Raw genomic sequence first — 16,693 nt, forward strand, 5'->3', positions numbered from 1 at the left:
CGGTGCCGACCACGGGCCCTTCCGCGGACACCGCGGCGAAGTAGTGGAACTCCCGCTCCGGGATGCGGTTCACGGCCGGTCACCGCCGTCCGCCAAGTCGCGGAGCAGAGCCTCAAGCGCCCGTTCGAACCGGACCTGCCGCCAACCCTCGGCGAGTTCAGCACGCCACTGGTCCGCGTAGTCGGGATCAGTCTCCAGCCGGCGCAGCTCGGCGCGGAGCCGACGGTGCTCACGACCCCGCGGAGTCAGTGCCCACACCAGCCGGGGGAAGCAGACCCGTAACCAGACTTCTACGGCCCCGACCGCCAGGGCGAGCCGCTCACACACATAGTTCACGGCAACCGCCGGTGCGAGTGTTTCTCGTTGACCTCACGCACCCGTTCTCGCAGGGCTCGGAGTACGGAAGAGTCCCCCTCCTTCGCACACTGCGGCGGCTCTTCATTCGGCTTTCGCAAGGCTGGAGTATCGGACGGGTCGCGATCTTTTGGCACGTCGCCTCACTTGCCCATTGTTTGGCTAAGTGACGAAGAGCCTACGCAGAGGAACTCTGCCCGTCTGTGGCACTCCTGTCATCGTGTACGACGAAGTGCCCCACAGCGTCAACTACAGAGGTAGCCGGACCACGTCCGCCATCGTTCGCATCTCGTCAGTCAGGGTTCGGCGACCCTTGATGATCTTTCCGAGAATGTCGCGTGCGTACCGCTGGTTGGGCAGCCATTCCGGGCTGCCGCCCCTGATCTCTTCGAGTTTCTCGAACGCCTCGGGGAAGCGCCGAGTTCCCGCGTAGGCGTTTGCCACATCGAGCATGTGGCGATTGCGGTTGCTAGTCGTGACAGATCTGAGCAAGAGGGGAGGAACGCCCTCCGCGAGGCGCAGAACTGTATCCGGCCGGCCGGCCACGCTCGCGTTCTCGGCAGCCTTCAGTTTGACCGTGAGCGGGCCGAAGGACCGCAAATTCTCGTTCTCCGGGGTGTGCTCGCGCCCCAGCGCCACGGCTGCTGCACGGGCGAGCCTGAGCGCATCGGTGGCCTGCCCGGTTTGGCCGTTCCGTACGGCTGCCGCAGATACCCGGAGCAGCAGCAAACCCCAGGTGCTCAGTTCCGTGGGCGTCGCACGGGACACGCGGGGCTCGACCTCGTCCGCCCACTTCACGGCCAGGTCGTACGCCGTATCAAGCCGCCCCTGCCGAAGCCGAAGCCAGCACAGCGTATTGACCGTGGCTGCGCCTTCCAAGCGGTCCCCCGCATCGTTCAGAGCGCGGAGAAGTGCTGTCTCTGCCGCATCGAACTGCCGCGTGTGGACCATGGCACCGCCCGCAAGCTGCAACAGGCGAACACGGGTTGTGCGCCCGTCATCCCCCAATGCCTCGGCATCCCGAAGCATGGGGCCCAACACCTTTGAGAGCGCGCTGAATTCGTGAGCGGCATAGAGGGGAAGCGCCTCTACCGCCAGGCTCGTGCGCACGCCTTCAACGGTCGGCTGTTCATCGTCTGAACCTGGAGTGGCGGGGGGCTGTTCGAGTGCGGCGCGTACAGCCTCCCAGCGCTGCTCGGTGCCTTCCCCGGGGCCCTCTTCAGCCGCATCACCCGCCAAGCGCATGGTGGGCACCCGCAGCGCCGTTGCGAGCTTGCGCAGTGTCTCCATTCTGGCGGTCTCGCGCTCGCCCTGTTCGAGCTTCCGAATGATCGACAGTGACACTCCTGATGCGGCAGAAAGACCCCGCTGTGTGAGACCCCGACGCTTCCGAACTTCCTTAATGTGCTTGCCTGAGTCGCTCATATCACGAGAGTACGCCCGGAGTTGGCGTCCCGTCCGCCTCCATCCCCGTGGGTGAGACGTTCGGGGCTCACTGCTTCAGGCAGCGGGGTTGAGGGACAGCACGGCGCGGGCCCGTGCGTCCGGGGCCCCCTCGGCGGGTGTGCGGTCGATCAGGACCACGGCCCAACTCCGCGATGCTCGGGGCCGTTCCACGGCGGGCCCGTAACCGGTGCACGGCTCCGCGGCGGACCAGGACCCGGGCGGGCTGGTGCAGGTCGCGGTCGCGTCCCGCTCGGTCCGGTGGGCAGCGAGGATGGTGTGCTGGACGTCGGCTCGCCCGCTCATGCGGCTGCCCTCGGGGCGCCGGACCGGTCGCTCGTGGCGTACACCGAATCCGCCCAGCGGGGACAGCTGAACGCGACGGTGCCACGGTCCTCCCCCTGCTCAGCACCTGCCATCTGCCACAGGCTGAAGCTCTCTCCCAAGCCGCTTCCGTAGCGATGATCACTGAGGCACGAGAGGGCACCCCGTGACGATTGCCGAAGCCCCCGACCGGTACACCTCCTCGTACAGCGACAACGGCGGCGCCCGCGTCGAAGTCGCCCTCAACCTCGCCGGACCGTCCGGCACCGTCCCCGTCCGGGACAGCAAGCGGGCGAACAGCCCGATGCTCGCCCGGTCCGCCGCGCTGTAGAACCGCTCAGCACTCCGAAGCCCCGCCCGGCAGAGCCTGGGCGGGGCTCTGTGGCCATGTCACCGGGCCGCCACAGCGCCGTCCTGGAGCGGAGACTCCGGGAGCCCCTCGGCGCGCAGCCGCCTGGCACTTCTCCCCGGCGGACGCCGTCCTCTCCCGGTGAACCCCGGGCCGCCGGTGGGCCGCACGGGGCGGGGCTCAGGCGGGGCCCGGCGGGAGCAGGCGTTCCACCAGGGTGGTGATCAGCTCGGCCGCGGTCTCCTGCGGGAACACGTCGGGCAGCGTCAGCCGCTCCACCACCAGCCAGTTCACGGCCAGATGGATCAGACGGACCGTGTCCGCGTCCCCGGGGAGGCCGGCGGCGAGGTGGCCCTCGGCGTTCGCGTCGAGGTCCGCCCGGACCCGGTCGGTCAGCAGTGCCCGCAGCGCCGGGCGGCGCGTGGCCTCCAGGCGGAGTTCCAGGAGGGCCAGATAGCCGGTGCGGAAGGTGGTCACCCGCTCCAGCACCTCCCGTACCATCCGCGCGGTCCGCTCCCGTCCGGCCGGGCCGCGCGACATCGCGGCGATGGTGTCGTCGTCCGGGCGCAGCCGTGCGTAGATGCGGGCGCCTGCCTGGTTGAGGAGGTCGTCGCGGTTGGCGAAGTAGTTGGACGCGGTGCCGTTCGGTACGGCGGCCTCCGTGTCCACGGCCCGGAAGGTCAGCCCTCGCGCGCCGTCGCGGGCGAGTACTTCGATGGCCGCGTCGACGAGCGCGGCGCGGCGGGCGAGGTTCTGCCGCATCGGACGGTCACCATCTCTCCGGGGGCGGCCACCCGTTCGGGCGGCCCGGAAACCACTATAGGCGGAGCACTACAGGGTGAGTGGTGTTGACTGGGGGCATGGACAACGACGGCCGGGACCCCTTCCACGCCCAGGACGCCTTCCGCGTGCTGCTGCACGCCCAGCGCGTCTGGGACATCGACCTCCCCTCCTTCGACCCGGACACCGCGCCGGCCACCCCGCTGCCCCTCTTCCACCAGTGGTTCGCGGAGGCCGTCGCCGCGGGGCAGCCCGAGCCGCACACGATGACGCTGGCCACCGCGGACGACACCGGCCACCCGGACGTACGCACCCTGATGCTGCACGACGCCGACCCCTGGGGCTGGCACTTCGCCTCCCACTCCACCAGCGCCAAGGGACGCCAGCTCCGGGCCCGCCCCGAGGCGGCCCTCGGCTTCTACTGGGCGGCGCAGGGCCGGCAGGTGCGGGTGCGGGGCGGGGTCGTCCTGCCGGGGCCGGCGGAGAGCAGCGCGGATCTGCACGCCCGCTCCACGGGGGCGCTGGCAGCGGCGCTCACCGGGCGGCAGAGCGAGGTCCTGGCCTCGCGGGAGGAGCTGGCGCACGCCTCGGCCGCCGCCTGGGAGCGGGCCGGACGGGACCCGGAGGCGCCCGTGCCGTCCTGGACGCGGTACGTGGTGGTGCCCCGGGAGGTCGAGTTCTTCCAGGGCGACGCCTGGCGCCGGCACATCCGGCTGCGCTACCGGCGCGAGGGGCCGGCCGAGGGGCCCGACGGGGGCTGGGCGCGGGAGCTGCTCTGGCCCTGAGCCGGGCGGAAGTACGGGATCGCGGGGCCGGCCGGGTCCTCCCGCCGGAAGGTCACCTCCAGGGCCATCCCGATCGCGAGCCCGGCCCCGCGGCCCGTGGTCCCGGCCCCGCACTCCGTGATCCCGGTCGTCATCCGCGGCCCCTCCGCGAGATCGACGACCGCCGCGACATACGGCACCCGATCCCCGAACGGGGGCACGTCGTTGCGGTGCACCACGGACCAGGTGTAGAGCGTGGCCCGGCCGCTCGCCGTCTCCCAGCCCACGTCCTCGCTCCAGCAGTACGGGCAGAACTCGCGCGGGTGGTGGTGGGCCCGCCCGCACCCCCGGCAGCGGCGCAGCAGCAGCCGCCCCTCCCCGGCCGCGTCCCAGAACGGGCGGGTGAAGTCGTCGATCTCGGGGCGGGAGGGGTCCGGGCGGGAGGGGTCCGGGCGGGCGGGGTCCGGGCGGGCGGGGTCCGGGGCCATCAGAAGAGCCCGAGCGCGCTGTCGAGCGACCAGGTCTGCCAGGACAGGGCGAAGAGCGCGACCAGGGAGATCAGCGCCATCATCGCGTTCTGCCCCTGCTCGGCCCAGTCGTGGATCATGAGGATGAAGTAGAGGAGGTTGAGGACCAGTCCGCAGACGAGGGCCACGGGGGTGAGAACGCCCAGGACCAGACCGAGGCCCAGGGCGAGTTCGGCGTGGACGACGAGGTACGCCATCGCCCTCGGGCGGGGCTCCACCACCTTCCGGAAGCCGCCGCGGACCGCTGCCCAACGGTGCTTGCCGGCCACATCCGCCGCCCAGGCGATGCCGGTGCCGCGCTCGAACCAGCCCTTCCTGTCCTTGTGCCGCCAGCTCTCCAGCCACCACAGCCCGAGCCCGATACGGAGAACGGCGAGCCACTCGGCGCCGGTGAGCCAGACACTGCCCATCCTGACCTCCCATGTTCACGCTGGGGCTATCTTTCTGACGGTACGTCAGTTCAGCGGATGCGCCACCACCGCGCAAGAGGTGGGGAGTTCCGGTCGGGAACTATCGGCAAGCGGTCAGGTGTGATCAATTCGGTACCGGTTTCCGCCTTGACCGAGCCTCATCAAGAGTTGGGGCCAGTACGCTCACGGCCCATGGACACAACAGACGACAGGCCCGTCCATGTCATCGGCGGCGGACCTGGCGGCCTGGCCGTGGCCGCCGCGCTCGGCAAGCTCGGGGTACGGGCCGTGGTGCTGGAGAAGTCCGACGCCGTGGGCGCCTCCTGGCGCGGCCACTACGACCGGCTCCGGCTGCACACCCCCCGGGGACTGTCGGGGCTGCCCGGTCTCGCGATGCCGCGATCCTTCGGGCGGTGGGTCGCGCGGGACGACGTGGTCCGCTATCTGGAGAAGTACGCCGAGTACCACGAGCTGGAGATCGTCACCGGCGTCGAGGTCACACGGATCGAACCGGCGGGCTCGGGGGACGACTGGCTGCTGCACGCCACGGGCGGGCGCCGGCTGACCGCGCGGGCGGTGGTGGTGGCGACCGGGTACAACCACACCCCGCGCGTACCGGAGTGGCCGGGGCGCGACACGTACCCGGGGGAGCTGCTGCACGCGCGCGACTACCGCGCCCCCGCGCCGTACCGGGACCGGGACGTCCTGGTGGTGGGCGCCGGGAACACGGGGGCGGAGATCGCGGTCGACCTGACGGAGGGCGGGGCGGCCCGGGTGCGGCTGGCGGTGCGCACACCGCCGCACATCCTCCGCCCGTCCACGGCCGGCTGGCCCTCCCAGCGCACCGGCATCCTGGTCCGCCGGCTGCCCGTGCCCCTGGTGGACCGGGCGAGCGGGCTGCTCACCAGGATGGTGATGCCGGATCTGACGGAGTACGGGCTGCCGCGCCCCGAGCGGGGTCTCTACACGGGCCACAAGGCCGGGGCCACGCCGGTGCAGGACGTGGGTCTGATCGCCGCCGTGCGGGCGGGGAGGGTGGAGCCGGTGGCGGCGCTGGAGGCGTTCGAGGCGGGGGAGGCGGTGCTGGCGGACGGGAGCCGGATCGCTCCGGACGCGGTGATCGCGGCGACGGGGTACCGGCAGGGGTTGGAGGGGCTGGTGGGGGAGCTGGGGGTGCTGGATGGGAGGGGGAGGCCGGTGGTGCGGGGTGGGAGGGCTGTGGCGGGGGCGCCCGGGCTGTACTTCACCGGGTTCACCAATCCGATCAGCGGGATGCTGAGGGAGCTGGCCCTGGACGCCCCCCGGATCGCCCGCGCGATCGCCCGCACCACCCGCAGCCCCTCCCCCTGACTCCGCCGCTCCCTGCGCGATGCGTGGCTCGGCCGCCCCGGGGCGCGGGTCCGTCCTCAATCGCCGGACGGGCTGAGATCGCTCGGGCCACCTGTGCCCCGGGGTCCGTCCTCAATCGCCGGACGGGCTGACACGCACCGGCTCGGGCACCCCTGGCACAGGGTCCGCCCTCAAACGCCGGACCGGCTGAACCACCCGGCCCCGCTGCGGTTTGAGCCACACCCCTCCGGCCGGGCCGCACCACCCTCAGCCCCGCTGGGGGCACCTCCCAGAGGCAGCTCTGGGGGAGATTGAGGCGCGGGGGTTCGGGGGCCGGCCCCCGACCATGGCCCGCACGATGCGGGAACCCGTCGCACAGGGTCCGCCCTCAAACGCCGGACCGGCTGAACCACCCGGCCCCGCCGGGGTTTGAGCCGCGCCCCTCCGGCCGGGCCGCACCACCCTCAGCCCCGCTGGGGGCACCTCCCAGAGGCAGCTCTGGGGGAGATTGAGGAGCGGCCCCGGGGCACGGGCGGTCCGCGTCCCCGTCGGGGGGCGGGGGGTGCGGGGGCTCCGCGGGGAAATCGGGCGGGAGGCGTGGGGCATCTTCCTGACTGGGAGTCAGCTCGCTAATCTGACTATGCGTCAGCTACGTCGCAGCGAGCAGGAGCGGGGCTCAGCAATGCTTGGATCGACCCACGGCACCCTCACCTCCGACCTCCGCGCACGCATCGTCGCCTGCGGAGAACACCCCCGTGACGCCATCCACGACACCGCATCGGTCACCGCGACCGACGGCGACCTGGACGTCAGCGGACGGCCCCTGTACGCCCCCGTCCCCGATCTCGACCGGTTCTTCCGGCCCCGGTCCGTCGCCGTCGTCGGGGCTTCCGACACCGCCGGGCGGCCCGGCACCGGCATCACCCGGCAGCTCGTCGACTGGGCCGAGCGCGTCGGCGCGCGGCTGCACCCCGTGCACCCCACCCGGGGCGAGGTCTTCGGGCGCCCGTGCGCGCGCTCCCTGGCCGAGCTTCCCGAGCGGGTGGATCTCGCGGTGCTGCTGGTCGGCGACCCGCTCCCGCTGATCGGCGAACTCGCCGAGGCGAAGATCGCCTTCGCGGTCGCCTTCGCCTCCGGGTACGCCGAGACCGGCCCGGCCGGTGCCGAGGCGCAGGCCCGGCTGGCCGCCGCCGTCGCGGAGTCCGGGGTGCGGCTGCTGGGCCCCAACACCAACCTCAACGCCTTCGAGCGGTTCCGCGAGGACCTCGAAGGACCCGCCATCGCGCTGATCACCCAGTCCGGGCACCAGGGCCGCCCGGTCCTCGCCCTCCAGGAGCTGGGCATCCGCCTCTCCCACTGGGCGCCCACCGGCAACGAGGCGGATCTGGAGACCGCCGACTTCATCGCGTACTTCTCCGAACGGCCCGAGGTCGGGGCCATCGCCTGCTACGTCGAGGGGCTCAAGGACGGACGCGCCTTTCTGCTCGCCGCCGACCGCGCGGCCCGGCGCGGCGTGCCGGTGGTCGCGGTCAAGGTCGGCCGCACCGAGACCGGCGCGCGGACCGCCGCCTCCCACACCGGGAAGCTCACCGGCGCCGATCAGGTCGTGGACGCGGCGATGCGGCAGTACGGGGTGATCCGCGTGGACGGCCTCGACGAACTCCAGGACACCTCCGCCCTGCTGGCCCGCGCCCGCAGGCCGCGGGCGGACGGCGTCGTCGTCTACTCCATCTCCGGCGGCACCGGCGCCCACTTCGCCGATCTCGCCAGCGCCGCCGGGCTGACGCTGCCACCGCTCTCGCAGGCCCGGCAGGACGAGCTGCACCAGTGGATACCGGAGTATCTGAGCGTCGCCAACCCCGTCGACAACGGCGGCCACCCGGTGGGCGACTGGCGCGGCCGGAAGATCATCGACGCGATCCTGGCGGACCCCGGCGTGGGCGTGCTGATCTGCCCCATCACCGGCCCCTTCCCGCCGATGAGCGACCGGCTCGCCCAGGACCTCGTCGACGCGGCCGAGGCCACCGACAAGCTGGTGTGCGTGGTGTGGGGATCGCCCGTCGGCACCGAGGCGGCGTACCGCGAGACGCTGCTCGGCTCCTCCCGGGTCGCCACCTTCCGCACCTTCGCCAACTGCGTCACCGCCGTGCGCTCCTTCCTCGGACACCACCGCTTCACCCGGGCGTACCGGTCGCCCTTCGACGAGGCGCCGCGCACCCTCTCGCCCTCCTTCCGCAAGGCGGAGGCCCTGCTCCAGCCCGGGGTGCGGCTCAGCGAGCACGCCGCCAAGCAGCTGCTGCGCGCGTACGGCATCCGGGTGCCGCGCGAGCAGTTGGTGACCAGCGCGGCGGCGGCGGTGCGCGCCGCCGCGCTGATCGGCTACCCCGTGGTGATGAAGGCGTCCGGGGCCCAACTCGCCCACAAGTCCGAACTCGGCCTGGTGCGGATCGGTCTCACCTCCGCCAGCCAGGTCCGGGACGCCTACCGCGAGCTGACCGCGACCGCCCGCCACGAGGGCATCGAGCTGGACGGCATCCTGGTCTGCCAGCTCGTGGGGCGCGGGGTGGAGATGGTGGTGGGCGTCACCCAGGACCCGCTGTTCGGTCCGACGGTGACGGCCGGGTTCGGCGGGGTGCTCGTGGAGGTGCTCCGGGACTCGGCGGTACGCGTTCCCCCGTTCGGCGAGGGGCAGGCGCGGGCGATGCTGGACGAGCTGCGCGGCCGGGCCCTGCTGGACGGGGTGCGGGGCGGCCCGCCGATGGATGTGGACGCCCTGGTGGAGGTGGTGCTGCGGGTCCAGCGGATGGCGCTGGAACTGGGCGGCAGCCTCAGCGAGCTGGACATCAACCCGCTGGTGGTGCTGGAGCGCGGACAGGGCGCGGTGGCGCTGGACGCGCTGGCGGTGTGCCGGTGAGCGCGGACGGCTCCGGCTGCGGGGTGGTGGAGCGTACCGAGAACGCCGTTCTCTGGATCACCCTCGACCGGCCGGAGGTGATGAACGCCGTCACCGGTGAACAGCGGGAGCGGATCATCTCGCTGCTCGACGGCGCGTCGGGCGACCCGGATGTCCGGGCGGTGGTGCTCACCGCCACCGGCCGGGGCTTCTGCGCGGGCGCCGATCTGCGCGGGGCCTCCGCCGCGCCGCCCGGGGAGCGGATCGCGGGCGGGGTGGCACGAGTGATCCGGCGCGGGGCGCAGCGGCTGATCGCGGCCGTACTGGACTGTGAGAAGCCGGTGATCGCGGCGGTCAACGGGACGGCGGCGGGGATCGGGGCGCATCTCGCCCTGGCCTGCGATCTGGTGATCGCGGCGGAGGAGGCCCGGTTCATCGAGGTGTTCGTGCGGCGGGGGCTGGTGCCGGACGGCGGCGGGGCGTATCTGCTGCCCCGGCTGATCGGGCCGCAGCGGGCCAAGGAGCTGATGTTCTTCGGCGACTCCCTCCCGGCCGCCGACGCCGAGCGGCTGGGTCTGGTGAACCGGGTGGTGCCCGGGGACGCGCTGGAGCGGACGGCCCGGGAGTGGGCGGAGCGGCTCGCCCGGGGGCCGACGCGGACGCTGGCGCTGACCAAGCAGTTGGTCAACGCGTCGCTGGAGACGGACCGGGCGGGGGCGTTCGCCGCGGAGGCGGCGGCGCAGGAGATCACGATGACGACGGCGGACGCGGCGGAGGGCGTGACGAGCTTCCTGGAGCGCCGCCCCCCGGTCTACCGGGGCCGCTAGGGAGTTTCTTTCGGATCAGGCCGGATCGGTGAGCGGGGTCCGGTGCCGTGGATCGCGAGCCCGGCACGATCCGAAAGAGACGACCCAGCGGGCCCCGGGCCCCGGCGGGGGTCGTCCCGGCGCCGCAAGGCACCACAAGACGCCACAGACACCGCACCCCGAGCCACCCCGAGCCACCCCGAGGCACCGCACCGCACCCCGAGCCACCCCGAGGCACCGCGCCGCGCCGCCCGGCCGGGTCCGCGACCGCCGCGGCGGGACTCCCGCGGCCCCTGGGGCCGAGAGTGCGCCCCGGACGGTTTACGGACTGGCGGAGGGGTTCCCATCTGACGAACCGTCAGCTCCAATGGAGGGGTGATGGGACACGCGGCCATGGCCGCCACCGCCGTCCGCCATCTCCGGTCCGCCGGAGCCGCCACCACCGCCGCCGCGCCCCACGAGGCGCCGCCCCGGCCCGCCCTGCGCGCCGTCGGGGAGAGCGAGCGGCCACCGGTCGACCCGGCGGAGTTCCGCCGGGTCCTCGGGTCGTTCCCCACCGGGGTCACCGTCATCACCGCGCACGACGGCGCGGGCCCGGCCGGCTTCGCCTGCCAGTCCTTCTCGTCGCTCTCGCTCGACCCGCCCCTGGTGGTCTTCATGGTCGCCCGCACCTCGACCACCTGGCCGCGCATCGCCCGCGCCGGGAGCTTCTGCGCCCATGTGCTCGGCGAGGAGCAGGGCGCGCTGTGCCGGGCCTTCGCGGTGAGCGGCGGCGACAAGTTCGCCGGTGTCGCGCACACCCCGGGCCCGGTCACGGGCGCGCCCCGGCTCGGCTCCGTACCGGCGTGGGTGGAGTGCACGGTCCAGGCCGTGCACACCGGCGGCGACCATCTGATCGTCGTCGGGCGGATCGAGGCGCTGGGCGCGGACGACGACCGGCCCCCGCTGGTCTTCCACCGGGGCCGGTTCCGGCGGCTCGTCCCCTGATCAGCGGTGGCCGTCCACCCGGGCGAGCACCTCGTCGGCCAGCGCGGCCGTGGGGCGGGCGCCGTCGAGGACGACCGTCTCCGGGGGGAGGACCGCGAGCGCCGCCGTACTGCGCGGGATCTGCGCCTTGGTCCACTCCGTCACCCTGGCCTCGCGCTCCGGATCACCGGGGTGGTGGACACGGGCGTCGAGCCGGCGGACCAGCTCGTCGGGCTCGACCCGGAGGAAGAAGTGGTGCACCGCCACCCCCTCGGCCCGCAGACCGCCGTGGATCTCCGCCAGACAGCCGGGGTCGAGCAGCGTCATCGGCGCGATGACGGGCCGCTGGAAGTCCTGGACGAGGCCGAGCGCCAGCGAGACCACCTGGCGGCGCCAGAGCGGCAGGTCCTGGAAGTCGCCGGTGGGCGGCTTCACGATCTCCGACAGCAGATAGCCCACCTGCTCGGGATCGAAGAACAGGGACTCGGGCCGGCGCCGGTGGAGCTCCTCCGCCAGGGTGGTCTTGCCGCCCCCGAAGGCGCCGTTCAGCCAGACGATCACGGAACTCTCCTCATGTTCGGGTGACTTCACCCTCGCACAGCGGGCGCGCCTCCCCGGCCCGGCCCGGTGCGGCCGGCACCGGGCGGGTGATCACCAGGGCCATCAGCGCCGCCATCGCGCAGAGCGCCCCGGAGGCGTACCAGACCACGTCGTACGAGCCGAACACATCGCGCGCCACCCCGCCCGCGAAGGCCACCACGGCCGCGCCGACCTGGTGCGACGCGAGGACCCAGCCGAAGACGATGGCGCTGTCGTCGCCGTAGTGCTCACGGCAGAGGGCGATCGTCGGCGGGACGGTGGCGACCCAGTCCAGTCCGTAGAAGACGATGAAGAAGACCATCGGGAGCTGGACAGTGGGCGCGAGGAGCATCGGGAGGAAGAGCAGGCTCACCCCGCGCAGGGCGTAGTACACGGCGAGGAGTCTGCGGGCGTCGAACCGGTCGGTGAACCAGCCCGACGCGATGGTGCCGACGATGTCGAAGACACCGATCACCGCGAGCAGCGAGGCCGCCGCCGTGACCGGCATGCCGTGGTCGTGGGCGGCGGGCACGAAGTGGGTCTTCACCAGGCCGTTGGTGGAGGCGCCGCAGATCGCGAAGGTGCCCGCGAGCAGCCAGAACGGACCGGTGCGCGCGGCCCGGAAGAGGACCGTCACCGCGCGGCGGGCCGCGCCCGGGACCGGCGGGGGCCTGGGAGTGAACTCCTTCGCGCCATAGGCCGCGAGACCGGTGTCGGCGGGGTGGTCGCGCAGCAGCAGCCAGACGAAGGGGACCACCGCCAGCGCGGCGAGCGCGACCGTGATCGCGGCGGGGCGCCAGCCGTGCCGCTCCACCAGCCAGGAGAGCAGGGGCAGGAAGACGAGCTGGCCGGAGGCGCCGGCGGCGGTGAGGATGCCGGTGACCAGGCCGCGCCGCTTCACGAACCAGCGGTTGGTGACGGTCGCGGCGAAGGCCAGCGCCATGGAGCCGCTGCCGAGCCCGACGAGGACCCCCCAGTACAGAACCATCTGCCAGGGCGCGGTCATGACCGTGGTCAGCACCGAGCCGGCCGCGATGACCAGCAGGGCGGCGGCGACGACCCGGCGGATGCCGAAGCGGTCCATCAGGGCGGCGGCGAACGGCGCGGTCAGCCCGTACAGCGCGAGATTGACCGAGACGGCGAAGCCGATCGTGCCGCGCGACCAGTCGAACTTGTGGTGGATGTTTGGGGCACCGCGCACGCAGGAACAAGGGGGGCCACCACAGATGGATGTCACCGTCTACGTACGACTCAGCCTCGATCAGCACGGCGACGAGCTGGGCGTGAAGCGGCAGGAGGAAGAGTGTCGGGTGTTCGCCGCCGCCCGTGGCTGGACCGTACGGGAAGTGATCGCGGACAACGACGTCAGCGCCACCTCGGGCAAGGTACGCCCGGGGTTCGAGCGGCTCTTGGTGTCCAAGCCCGATGCGATCCTCTGCTGGCACACTGACAGGCTCGTACGCAAGACCGAAGACCTGTTGCGGGTGATCGCGCTCGGCGTGAACGTCCACGCCATCCACGCCGGACACCTGGACCTCGCGACTCCGGCCGGTCGGGCCACGGCCAAGACGGTCACGGCGTGGGCGGAGTACGAGGGCGAGCAGAAGGCGCTGCGGCAGAAGGCGTCGAACCTTCAGGCGGCCAAGAACGGCACTCCGCACAAAACAGGCTTGCGGCCGTTCGGATACGCCGACGACTACGTGACCGTGGTCGAGGCCGAGGCGGAAGCGATCCGCAAGGGTGCCGAGATGGTTCTTCAGGGCGAGACCCTGTCGGCTGTCGCTCGCTTCTGGACCGACCTCGGCCTACTCGCTCCCCGCTCGTCGTCCGGCACGGCGAAGGGCGAGGCGAAGGGGTGGGGTGTGGGCGGGGTGAAGAAGGTGCTCATCTCCCCTCGGTACATCGCTCAGGCCACTTACCACGGCGAAGTGGTGGGCGTGGGCCAGTGGCCCGCGATCCTGGACGAGGCGACTCACTACGGCCTCGTGTCGGCGCTGACGAACCCCAAGCGGTTCACGGGCGGTGCACGTACCGGCTCGGTCCCTCAGACCCTGCTCGCCGGACTGGCTACCTGTGGGCGATGCGGGGAGACGGTACGAGGCGGCATGTACCGGGGCACCCCGGTCTACCGCTGTGGACAGAAGCACGTACGCGTGCCGCGAGAGTTGGCCGACAAGCGAGCCGGTAGTGCCGTCCTGGCGCGGATCATCTTCCCCGACTTCCTGCCCTGGGTTCTCGCCGCTCGACAGGAGGAGGGAGACGACTCGGTCCACCTTCACCAGGAGGCGCAGGCCCTGCGTGAACGGCTCGACGGGTTGGCCGTGGCCTACGCCTCGGGGTCCATCTCCCTGTCGCAGATGACGGCCGGTACCGAGGCGATCCGGGCCAGGCTCAGCGAGATCGACGAGAAGCTGTCGGGTGTCACTGGCCTGCCCCCGATCGACCCTGTGTCGGGCATCGCCGGTCTGATTCAGGACTGGCCGGACACTCCGCTCCCCGTCCGTCGAGCGTGGGTCAAGTTCGTCACCACGATCACGATGCACCCCAACGGCTTCAGGAAGGCGGCGAAGATGACCGCGGACGACTACATGACCGTGGAGTGGAACCACACCGCCGACGAGCCCGACGAGTAGCCTGCCTCGTTCGACCAGCCCCGCTCTCACATGAGGGCGGGGCTTCGTCATGCCCCATCAGAAGGGCGGTGGCTCCTGCCATCCCGGATCGCGCTTGTCGGCCGAGCCGTCGTAGTCGAAGCCAACCGGCACGGGAGCTGCATACGCATCTCCGAACCAGCGTCGGCGCCGTTCCTCTTGCCTGACCTTGCCGAGGTCTACCAAGGACAGAGAAGGGGCCGAAGGCCCACCAAGGGAGCCTGTCCCTTCGTCTTGCTTCTGGGAGCCGCTTACGCGGCTCACCTGCGCCGGCTGCTTGTGTTCTTCGTCTTCGACCTGTCGGCCCCCTCCGGGGGGCCGCACATCGCCTACCGGCTTGCTCTTCGCCGCTGGCTCCTTGCTCTTACCGCCGTCGCTCTTGGAGGTATGTAGGTTGTATGGCTCCTCAGCCACACCCCCCTGCGTCGGCAAGGTGAGCCGGTAGATCACCGGACCATCCGGAACCTTGCCCGTCTTCGTGAGCCAGCCAGCCCTGCGCAGCTTGCCAACGATCTTGTTGACCGTCTGCTCCGGGGCCTTCCCTCCGTAGCCGAGTTCCCTGGCGATCGTCCCGTTCGAGGGGCAGACGTTCTCGCCCGTCTCGTAATCCGCGTACAACGCCATGGCGACGCCGACCAACTTCTCTGCGTGCTTCATGTCGGAGCGCACCAGCGCACGCCGCCATACGTGTTCCTGGATCTCGGTCGCCCCTTCTCCGACTCAAGGCGGAACTGACCGTGAAGACTCCGGCCGACCGCAACCCCGGTAAGGCATGGACACAGGGCGCTCCCGTCATGCAGGTGCCCGACGCGATACGGGGCGCAGCGATCCGACTGGGCTACGCACGGTGCAGCACCGTTGGACAGGAACTTCAGTCCCAGTTGGACATGCTTGCCCGTGCCGACTGCACCCGCGTGTTCTCGGAGAAGATCAGTACCCGCGTGAAGGAGCGGCCGGAGCTTGAGAAGGCGCTCACGCTGGCACGGGAGATCAAGGCGGCCGCACCGAATCAGCCCGTCATCCTGACCGTGGTCGAGATGAAGCGTCTTGCCCGCAGCGCGGCAGAGCTGATGACGTTGTCCTCCACCCTTCAGGCGGACGGCATCCAACTGGAACTCCTGTCCGGTCCCCTTCAGGGCGTGTACGACCCGAACGGGGCGGGTGCCATCGTGTTCGCCGTGCTCGCCGTCAGTGCAGAGGTGGAGCGGGAAGGCATACGGGAGAAGACGTTGGAAGGGCTGGAGGCTGCGGCCCGCAAGGGCAACATGGGTGGGCGGCCGTCGGTAGTGGATGACGACAAGCTCGCCGTAGCCCGTGCCCGGCACGCCAAGGGAGACAGCGTCACAGCCATCGCCAAGGCCATGGGAATCGGCCGCGCCACGTTGTACCGCCACCTTGGAGAGAGCGCCTGAGACAGGCGCACACGGACGCGACTGGCCCTCGGCATTCGCCGGGGGCCGCTGTCGTGTGCGGACCTACCTGGCGGGACAGGGCAGGTCGGGAGCAGCGCGGTTCGGCGTGCACGTCACAAGGGCGACAGAGTGGAAGACAGTGCCCTTGAGGTAGTGGCCGAGGGCCACGTCTCCTCCCCACGCCAGCCGCTCGACTGCACCCTTCACCAGGAGGGCCAGTCTGGTCACCCCCCGATCCTGCTCGGAGGAGAACCGGGGAGCGAACTCTGCGAGCTGAAGGCCCAGCCATTCGCCGGCTTCCTTGGGTTCCTCCCATGTCCCTCGGATCATCGAGGGCGGTTTCATGAGCCAGTGCGCCGTCTGGATCGGGGGCACGTCGGTGGTCGGGAACACGGCCACGGCTTCTCGGTACCGGTCATGTACCTCCATCTCGCTGCTCGCGGTCGGGGCCTGTCCGGCCGGTCTGCGGATGCTCTCCTTGTCGAACGTCTTCTTCTCCCCCACCCATGCGTAACCGTGGTGGTGCACCGCTGCTCCGTTCCGAGAGATGACGACGGCCCCGCCCGTCGGCGTGAGGGCGGGGCCGTCAGTTCAGGTGGTGCTGTGGATCAGGCGGAGAGGTCGAAGCGGGCGGGGTTGATGCCCGCCGCGTCCAGCTCGGCCGTGGTGAAGCGCAGCGGCTCGGCGTCTGGGCGCTTGCTGTCGCCCATGGCCCACGCGTCCGGCCCGATCTTCGCGAGGGTCACGCACGCCTCGCCGTCCGGGTGGGCATTGCCGCCGCACGCCTTCGAGAACTCGGCTCCCTCGATGGGGAGCCCGTACAGGTCGGTCATCGTCGTGCCCTTCCTGATCTGCCGACGGCCCAGAGAGAGCCGTCCTCCGCCGGTAGTGGACGGAAGTCCTGAATGGGGCTCAGGGAGCGGAGGGCGCCCGCAGCGCCTCTGAGATCTGCTCGACCGCATCAGCCCGGATCATCCCGAGGTGGACGTATGCCTGCCCGCTGTGCGTCACCACGGGTCGGACGCTGCTCCACGCGGACTCAGGAACTCCGAGTGCAGCCAGTGCCGCACGTATGGACTCCGTCGCGTCCGTCGCCTGAGCCCTGG

19 protein-coding genes and 1 pseudogene are annotated in these 16,693 nt (G+C 71.6%); 9 read left to right on the top strand and 11 right to left on the bottom strand.

What is annotated here, in order from left to right; translation table 11 throughout:
• Positions 1-69: 69 nt before the first annotated feature.
• The 3 genes from ACWCRA_RS23125 to ACWCRA_RS23135 all read right to left on the bottom strand — a co-directional run bounded on the left by ACWCRA_RS23125 (position 70) and on the right by ACWCRA_RS23135 (position 2,103).
• On the bottom strand, positions 70-336 hold the full coding sequence (locus ACWCRA_RS23125) for a hypothetical protein (protein ID WP_451068480.1): 267 nt from the start codon (positions 334-336) through the stop codon (positions 70-72).
• Between the two features lie 267 nt (positions 337-603).
• Positions 604-1,779, bottom strand: coding sequence for a helix-turn-helix domain-containing protein (locus tag ACWCRA_RS23130; protein ID WP_451068481.1), 1,176 nt, complete (start codon positions 1,777-1,779; stop codon positions 604-606).
• 75 nt (positions 1,780-1,854) lie between these two features.
• Positions 1,855-2,103, bottom strand: coding sequence for a hypothetical protein (locus ACWCRA_RS23135; RefSeq protein ID WP_451068563.1), 249 nt, complete (start codon positions 2,101-2,103; stop codon positions 1,855-1,857).
• A gap of 21 nt (positions 2,104-2,124) precedes the next feature.
• On the opposite strand from ACWCRA_RS23135, the pseudogene ACWCRA_RS23140 reads away from it, so the two are divergent.
• Together ACWCRA_RS23140 and ACWCRA_RS23145 are read left to right on the top strand one after the other, a co-directional pair.
• Positions 2,125-2,291 (top strand): annotated as a pseudogene (locus ACWCRA_RS23140) (transcriptional regulator); the annotation flags it as partial.
• The gene (locus ACWCRA_RS23145) at positions 2,288-2,452 is read left to right on the top strand and encodes a DUF397 domain-containing protein (protein WP_451068482.1); all 165 of its coding nucleotides are present in this window, start codon (positions 2,288-2,290) and stop codon (positions 2,450-2,452) included. The pseudogene ACWCRA_RS23140 and the gene ACWCRA_RS23145, both read left to right, overlap by 4 nt.
• Before the next feature lie 198 nt (positions 2,453-2,650).
• Here the strand turns inward: ACWCRA_RS23145 and ACWCRA_RS23150 are convergent, their stop codons facing one another.
• Positions 2,651-3,232: a TetR/AcrR family transcriptional regulator gene (locus ACWCRA_RS23150; protein ID WP_451068483.1), complete on the bottom strand. Its 582-nt coding sequence runs from the start codon at positions 3,230-3,232 to the stop codon at positions 2,651-2,653.
• 98 nt (positions 3,233-3,330) lie between these two features.
• On the opposite strand from ACWCRA_RS23150, the gene ACWCRA_RS23155 reads away from it, so the two are divergent.
• Complete coding sequence (locus ACWCRA_RS23155) at positions 3,331-4,035, top strand: pyridoxine/pyridoxamine 5'-phosphate oxidase (protein WP_351557493.1); 705 nt, start codon at positions 3,331-3,333, stop codon at positions 4,033-4,035.
• Here the strand turns inward: ACWCRA_RS23155 and ACWCRA_RS23160 are convergent.
• A complete protein-coding gene (locus ACWCRA_RS23160) occupies positions 3,969-4,502 on the bottom strand; it encodes an OB-fold domain-containing protein (protein ID WP_451068484.1) in 534 nt (177 codons plus the stop codon). The genes ACWCRA_RS23155 and ACWCRA_RS23160 overlap by 67 nt on opposite strands.
• Complete coding sequence (locus tag ACWCRA_RS23165) at positions 4,502-4,951, bottom strand: DoxX family protein (RefSeq protein ID WP_451068485.1); 450 nt, start codon at positions 4,949-4,951, stop codon at positions 4,502-4,504. Before ACWCRA_RS23165 ends, ACWCRA_RS23160 begins: the two co-directional genes overlap by 1 nt.
• A gap of 192 nt (positions 4,952-5,143) precedes the next feature.
• Between ACWCRA_RS23165 and ACWCRA_RS23170 the strand changes: the two genes are divergently transcribed.
• From ACWCRA_RS23170 to ACWCRA_RS23185, 4 genes are all read left to right on the top strand, one after another.
• On the top strand, positions 5,144-6,301 hold the full coding sequence (locus ACWCRA_RS23170) for a flavin-containing monooxygenase (protein WP_451068486.1): 1,158 nt from the start codon (positions 5,144-5,146) through the stop codon (positions 6,299-6,301).
• A 661-nt stretch (positions 6,302-6,962) separates the two neighbouring features.
• Positions 6,963-9,194, top strand: a complete 2,232-nt coding sequence (locus ACWCRA_RS23175) for an acetate--CoA ligase family protein (protein WP_351557484.1) — start codon at positions 6,963-6,965, stop codon at positions 9,192-9,194.
• Positions 9,185-10,000, top strand: coding sequence for an enoyl-CoA hydratase/isomerase family protein (locus ACWCRA_RS23180; protein WP_451068487.1), 816 nt, complete (start codon positions 9,185-9,187; stop codon positions 9,998-10,000). The genes ACWCRA_RS23175 and ACWCRA_RS23180 overlap by 10 nt, the downstream gene beginning before the upstream one ends.
• A gap of 357 nt (positions 10,001-10,357) precedes the next feature.
• A complete protein-coding gene (locus ACWCRA_RS23185; protein WP_451068488.1) occupies positions 10,358-10,966 on the top strand; it encodes a flavin reductase family protein in 609 nt (202 codons plus the stop codon).
• On the opposite strand, the gene ACWCRA_RS23190 is transcribed toward ACWCRA_RS23185, so the two are convergent.
• Positions 10,967-11,506, bottom strand: coding sequence for an AAA family ATPase (locus ACWCRA_RS23190; protein ID WP_351557475.1), 540 nt, complete (start codon positions 11,504-11,506; stop codon positions 10,967-10,969).
• 10 nt (positions 11,507-11,516) lie between these two features.
• Entirely contained in the window at positions 11,517-12,725 is a 1,209-nt protein-coding gene (locus tag ACWCRA_RS23195; protein ID WP_451068489.1) for an MFS transporter, read from the bottom strand.
• A 25-nt stretch (positions 12,726-12,750) separates the two neighbouring features.
• Here ACWCRA_RS23195 and ACWCRA_RS23200 point away from each other — a divergent pair, with 25 nt between their 5' ends.
• Positions 12,751-14,157: a recombinase family protein gene (locus ACWCRA_RS23200; RefSeq protein WP_451068490.1), complete on the top strand. Its 1,407-nt coding sequence runs from the start codon at positions 12,751-12,753 to the stop codon at positions 14,155-14,157.
• A 57-nt stretch (positions 14,158-14,214) separates the two neighbouring features.
• Here the strand turns inward: ACWCRA_RS23200 and ACWCRA_RS23205 are convergent, their stop codons facing one another.
• Positions 14,215-14,832, bottom strand: a complete 618-nt coding sequence (locus tag ACWCRA_RS23205) for a helix-turn-helix domain-containing protein (RefSeq protein ID WP_451068491.1) — start codon at positions 14,830-14,832, stop codon at positions 14,215-14,217.
• Between the two features lie 137 nt (positions 14,833-14,969).
• Here ACWCRA_RS23205 and ACWCRA_RS23210 point away from each other — a divergent pair, with 137 nt between their 5' ends.
• Positions 14,970-15,587 (top strand): recombinase family protein, encoded by a 618-nt coding sequence (locus tag ACWCRA_RS23210; protein ID WP_451068492.1) that lies wholly within the window; start codon positions 14,970-14,972, stop codon positions 15,585-15,587.
• Positions 15,588-15,650: 63 nt separating this feature from the next.
• Here ACWCRA_RS23210 and ACWCRA_RS23215 read toward each other — a convergent pair whose 3' ends face one another.
• A complete protein-coding gene (locus tag ACWCRA_RS23215; protein WP_451068493.1) occupies positions 15,651-16,115 on the bottom strand; it encodes a hypothetical protein in 465 nt (154 codons plus the stop codon).
• A gap of 80 nt (positions 16,116-16,195) precedes the next feature.
• Positions 16,196-16,420 (bottom strand): DUF397 domain-containing protein, encoded by a 225-nt coding sequence (locus ACWCRA_RS23220; protein ID WP_451068494.1) that lies wholly within the window; start codon positions 16,418-16,420, stop codon positions 16,196-16,198.
• Positions 16,421-16,693: the final 273 nt, after the last annotated feature.

Source organism: Streptomyces sp. NPDC001889 (genome assembly GCF_053594535.1).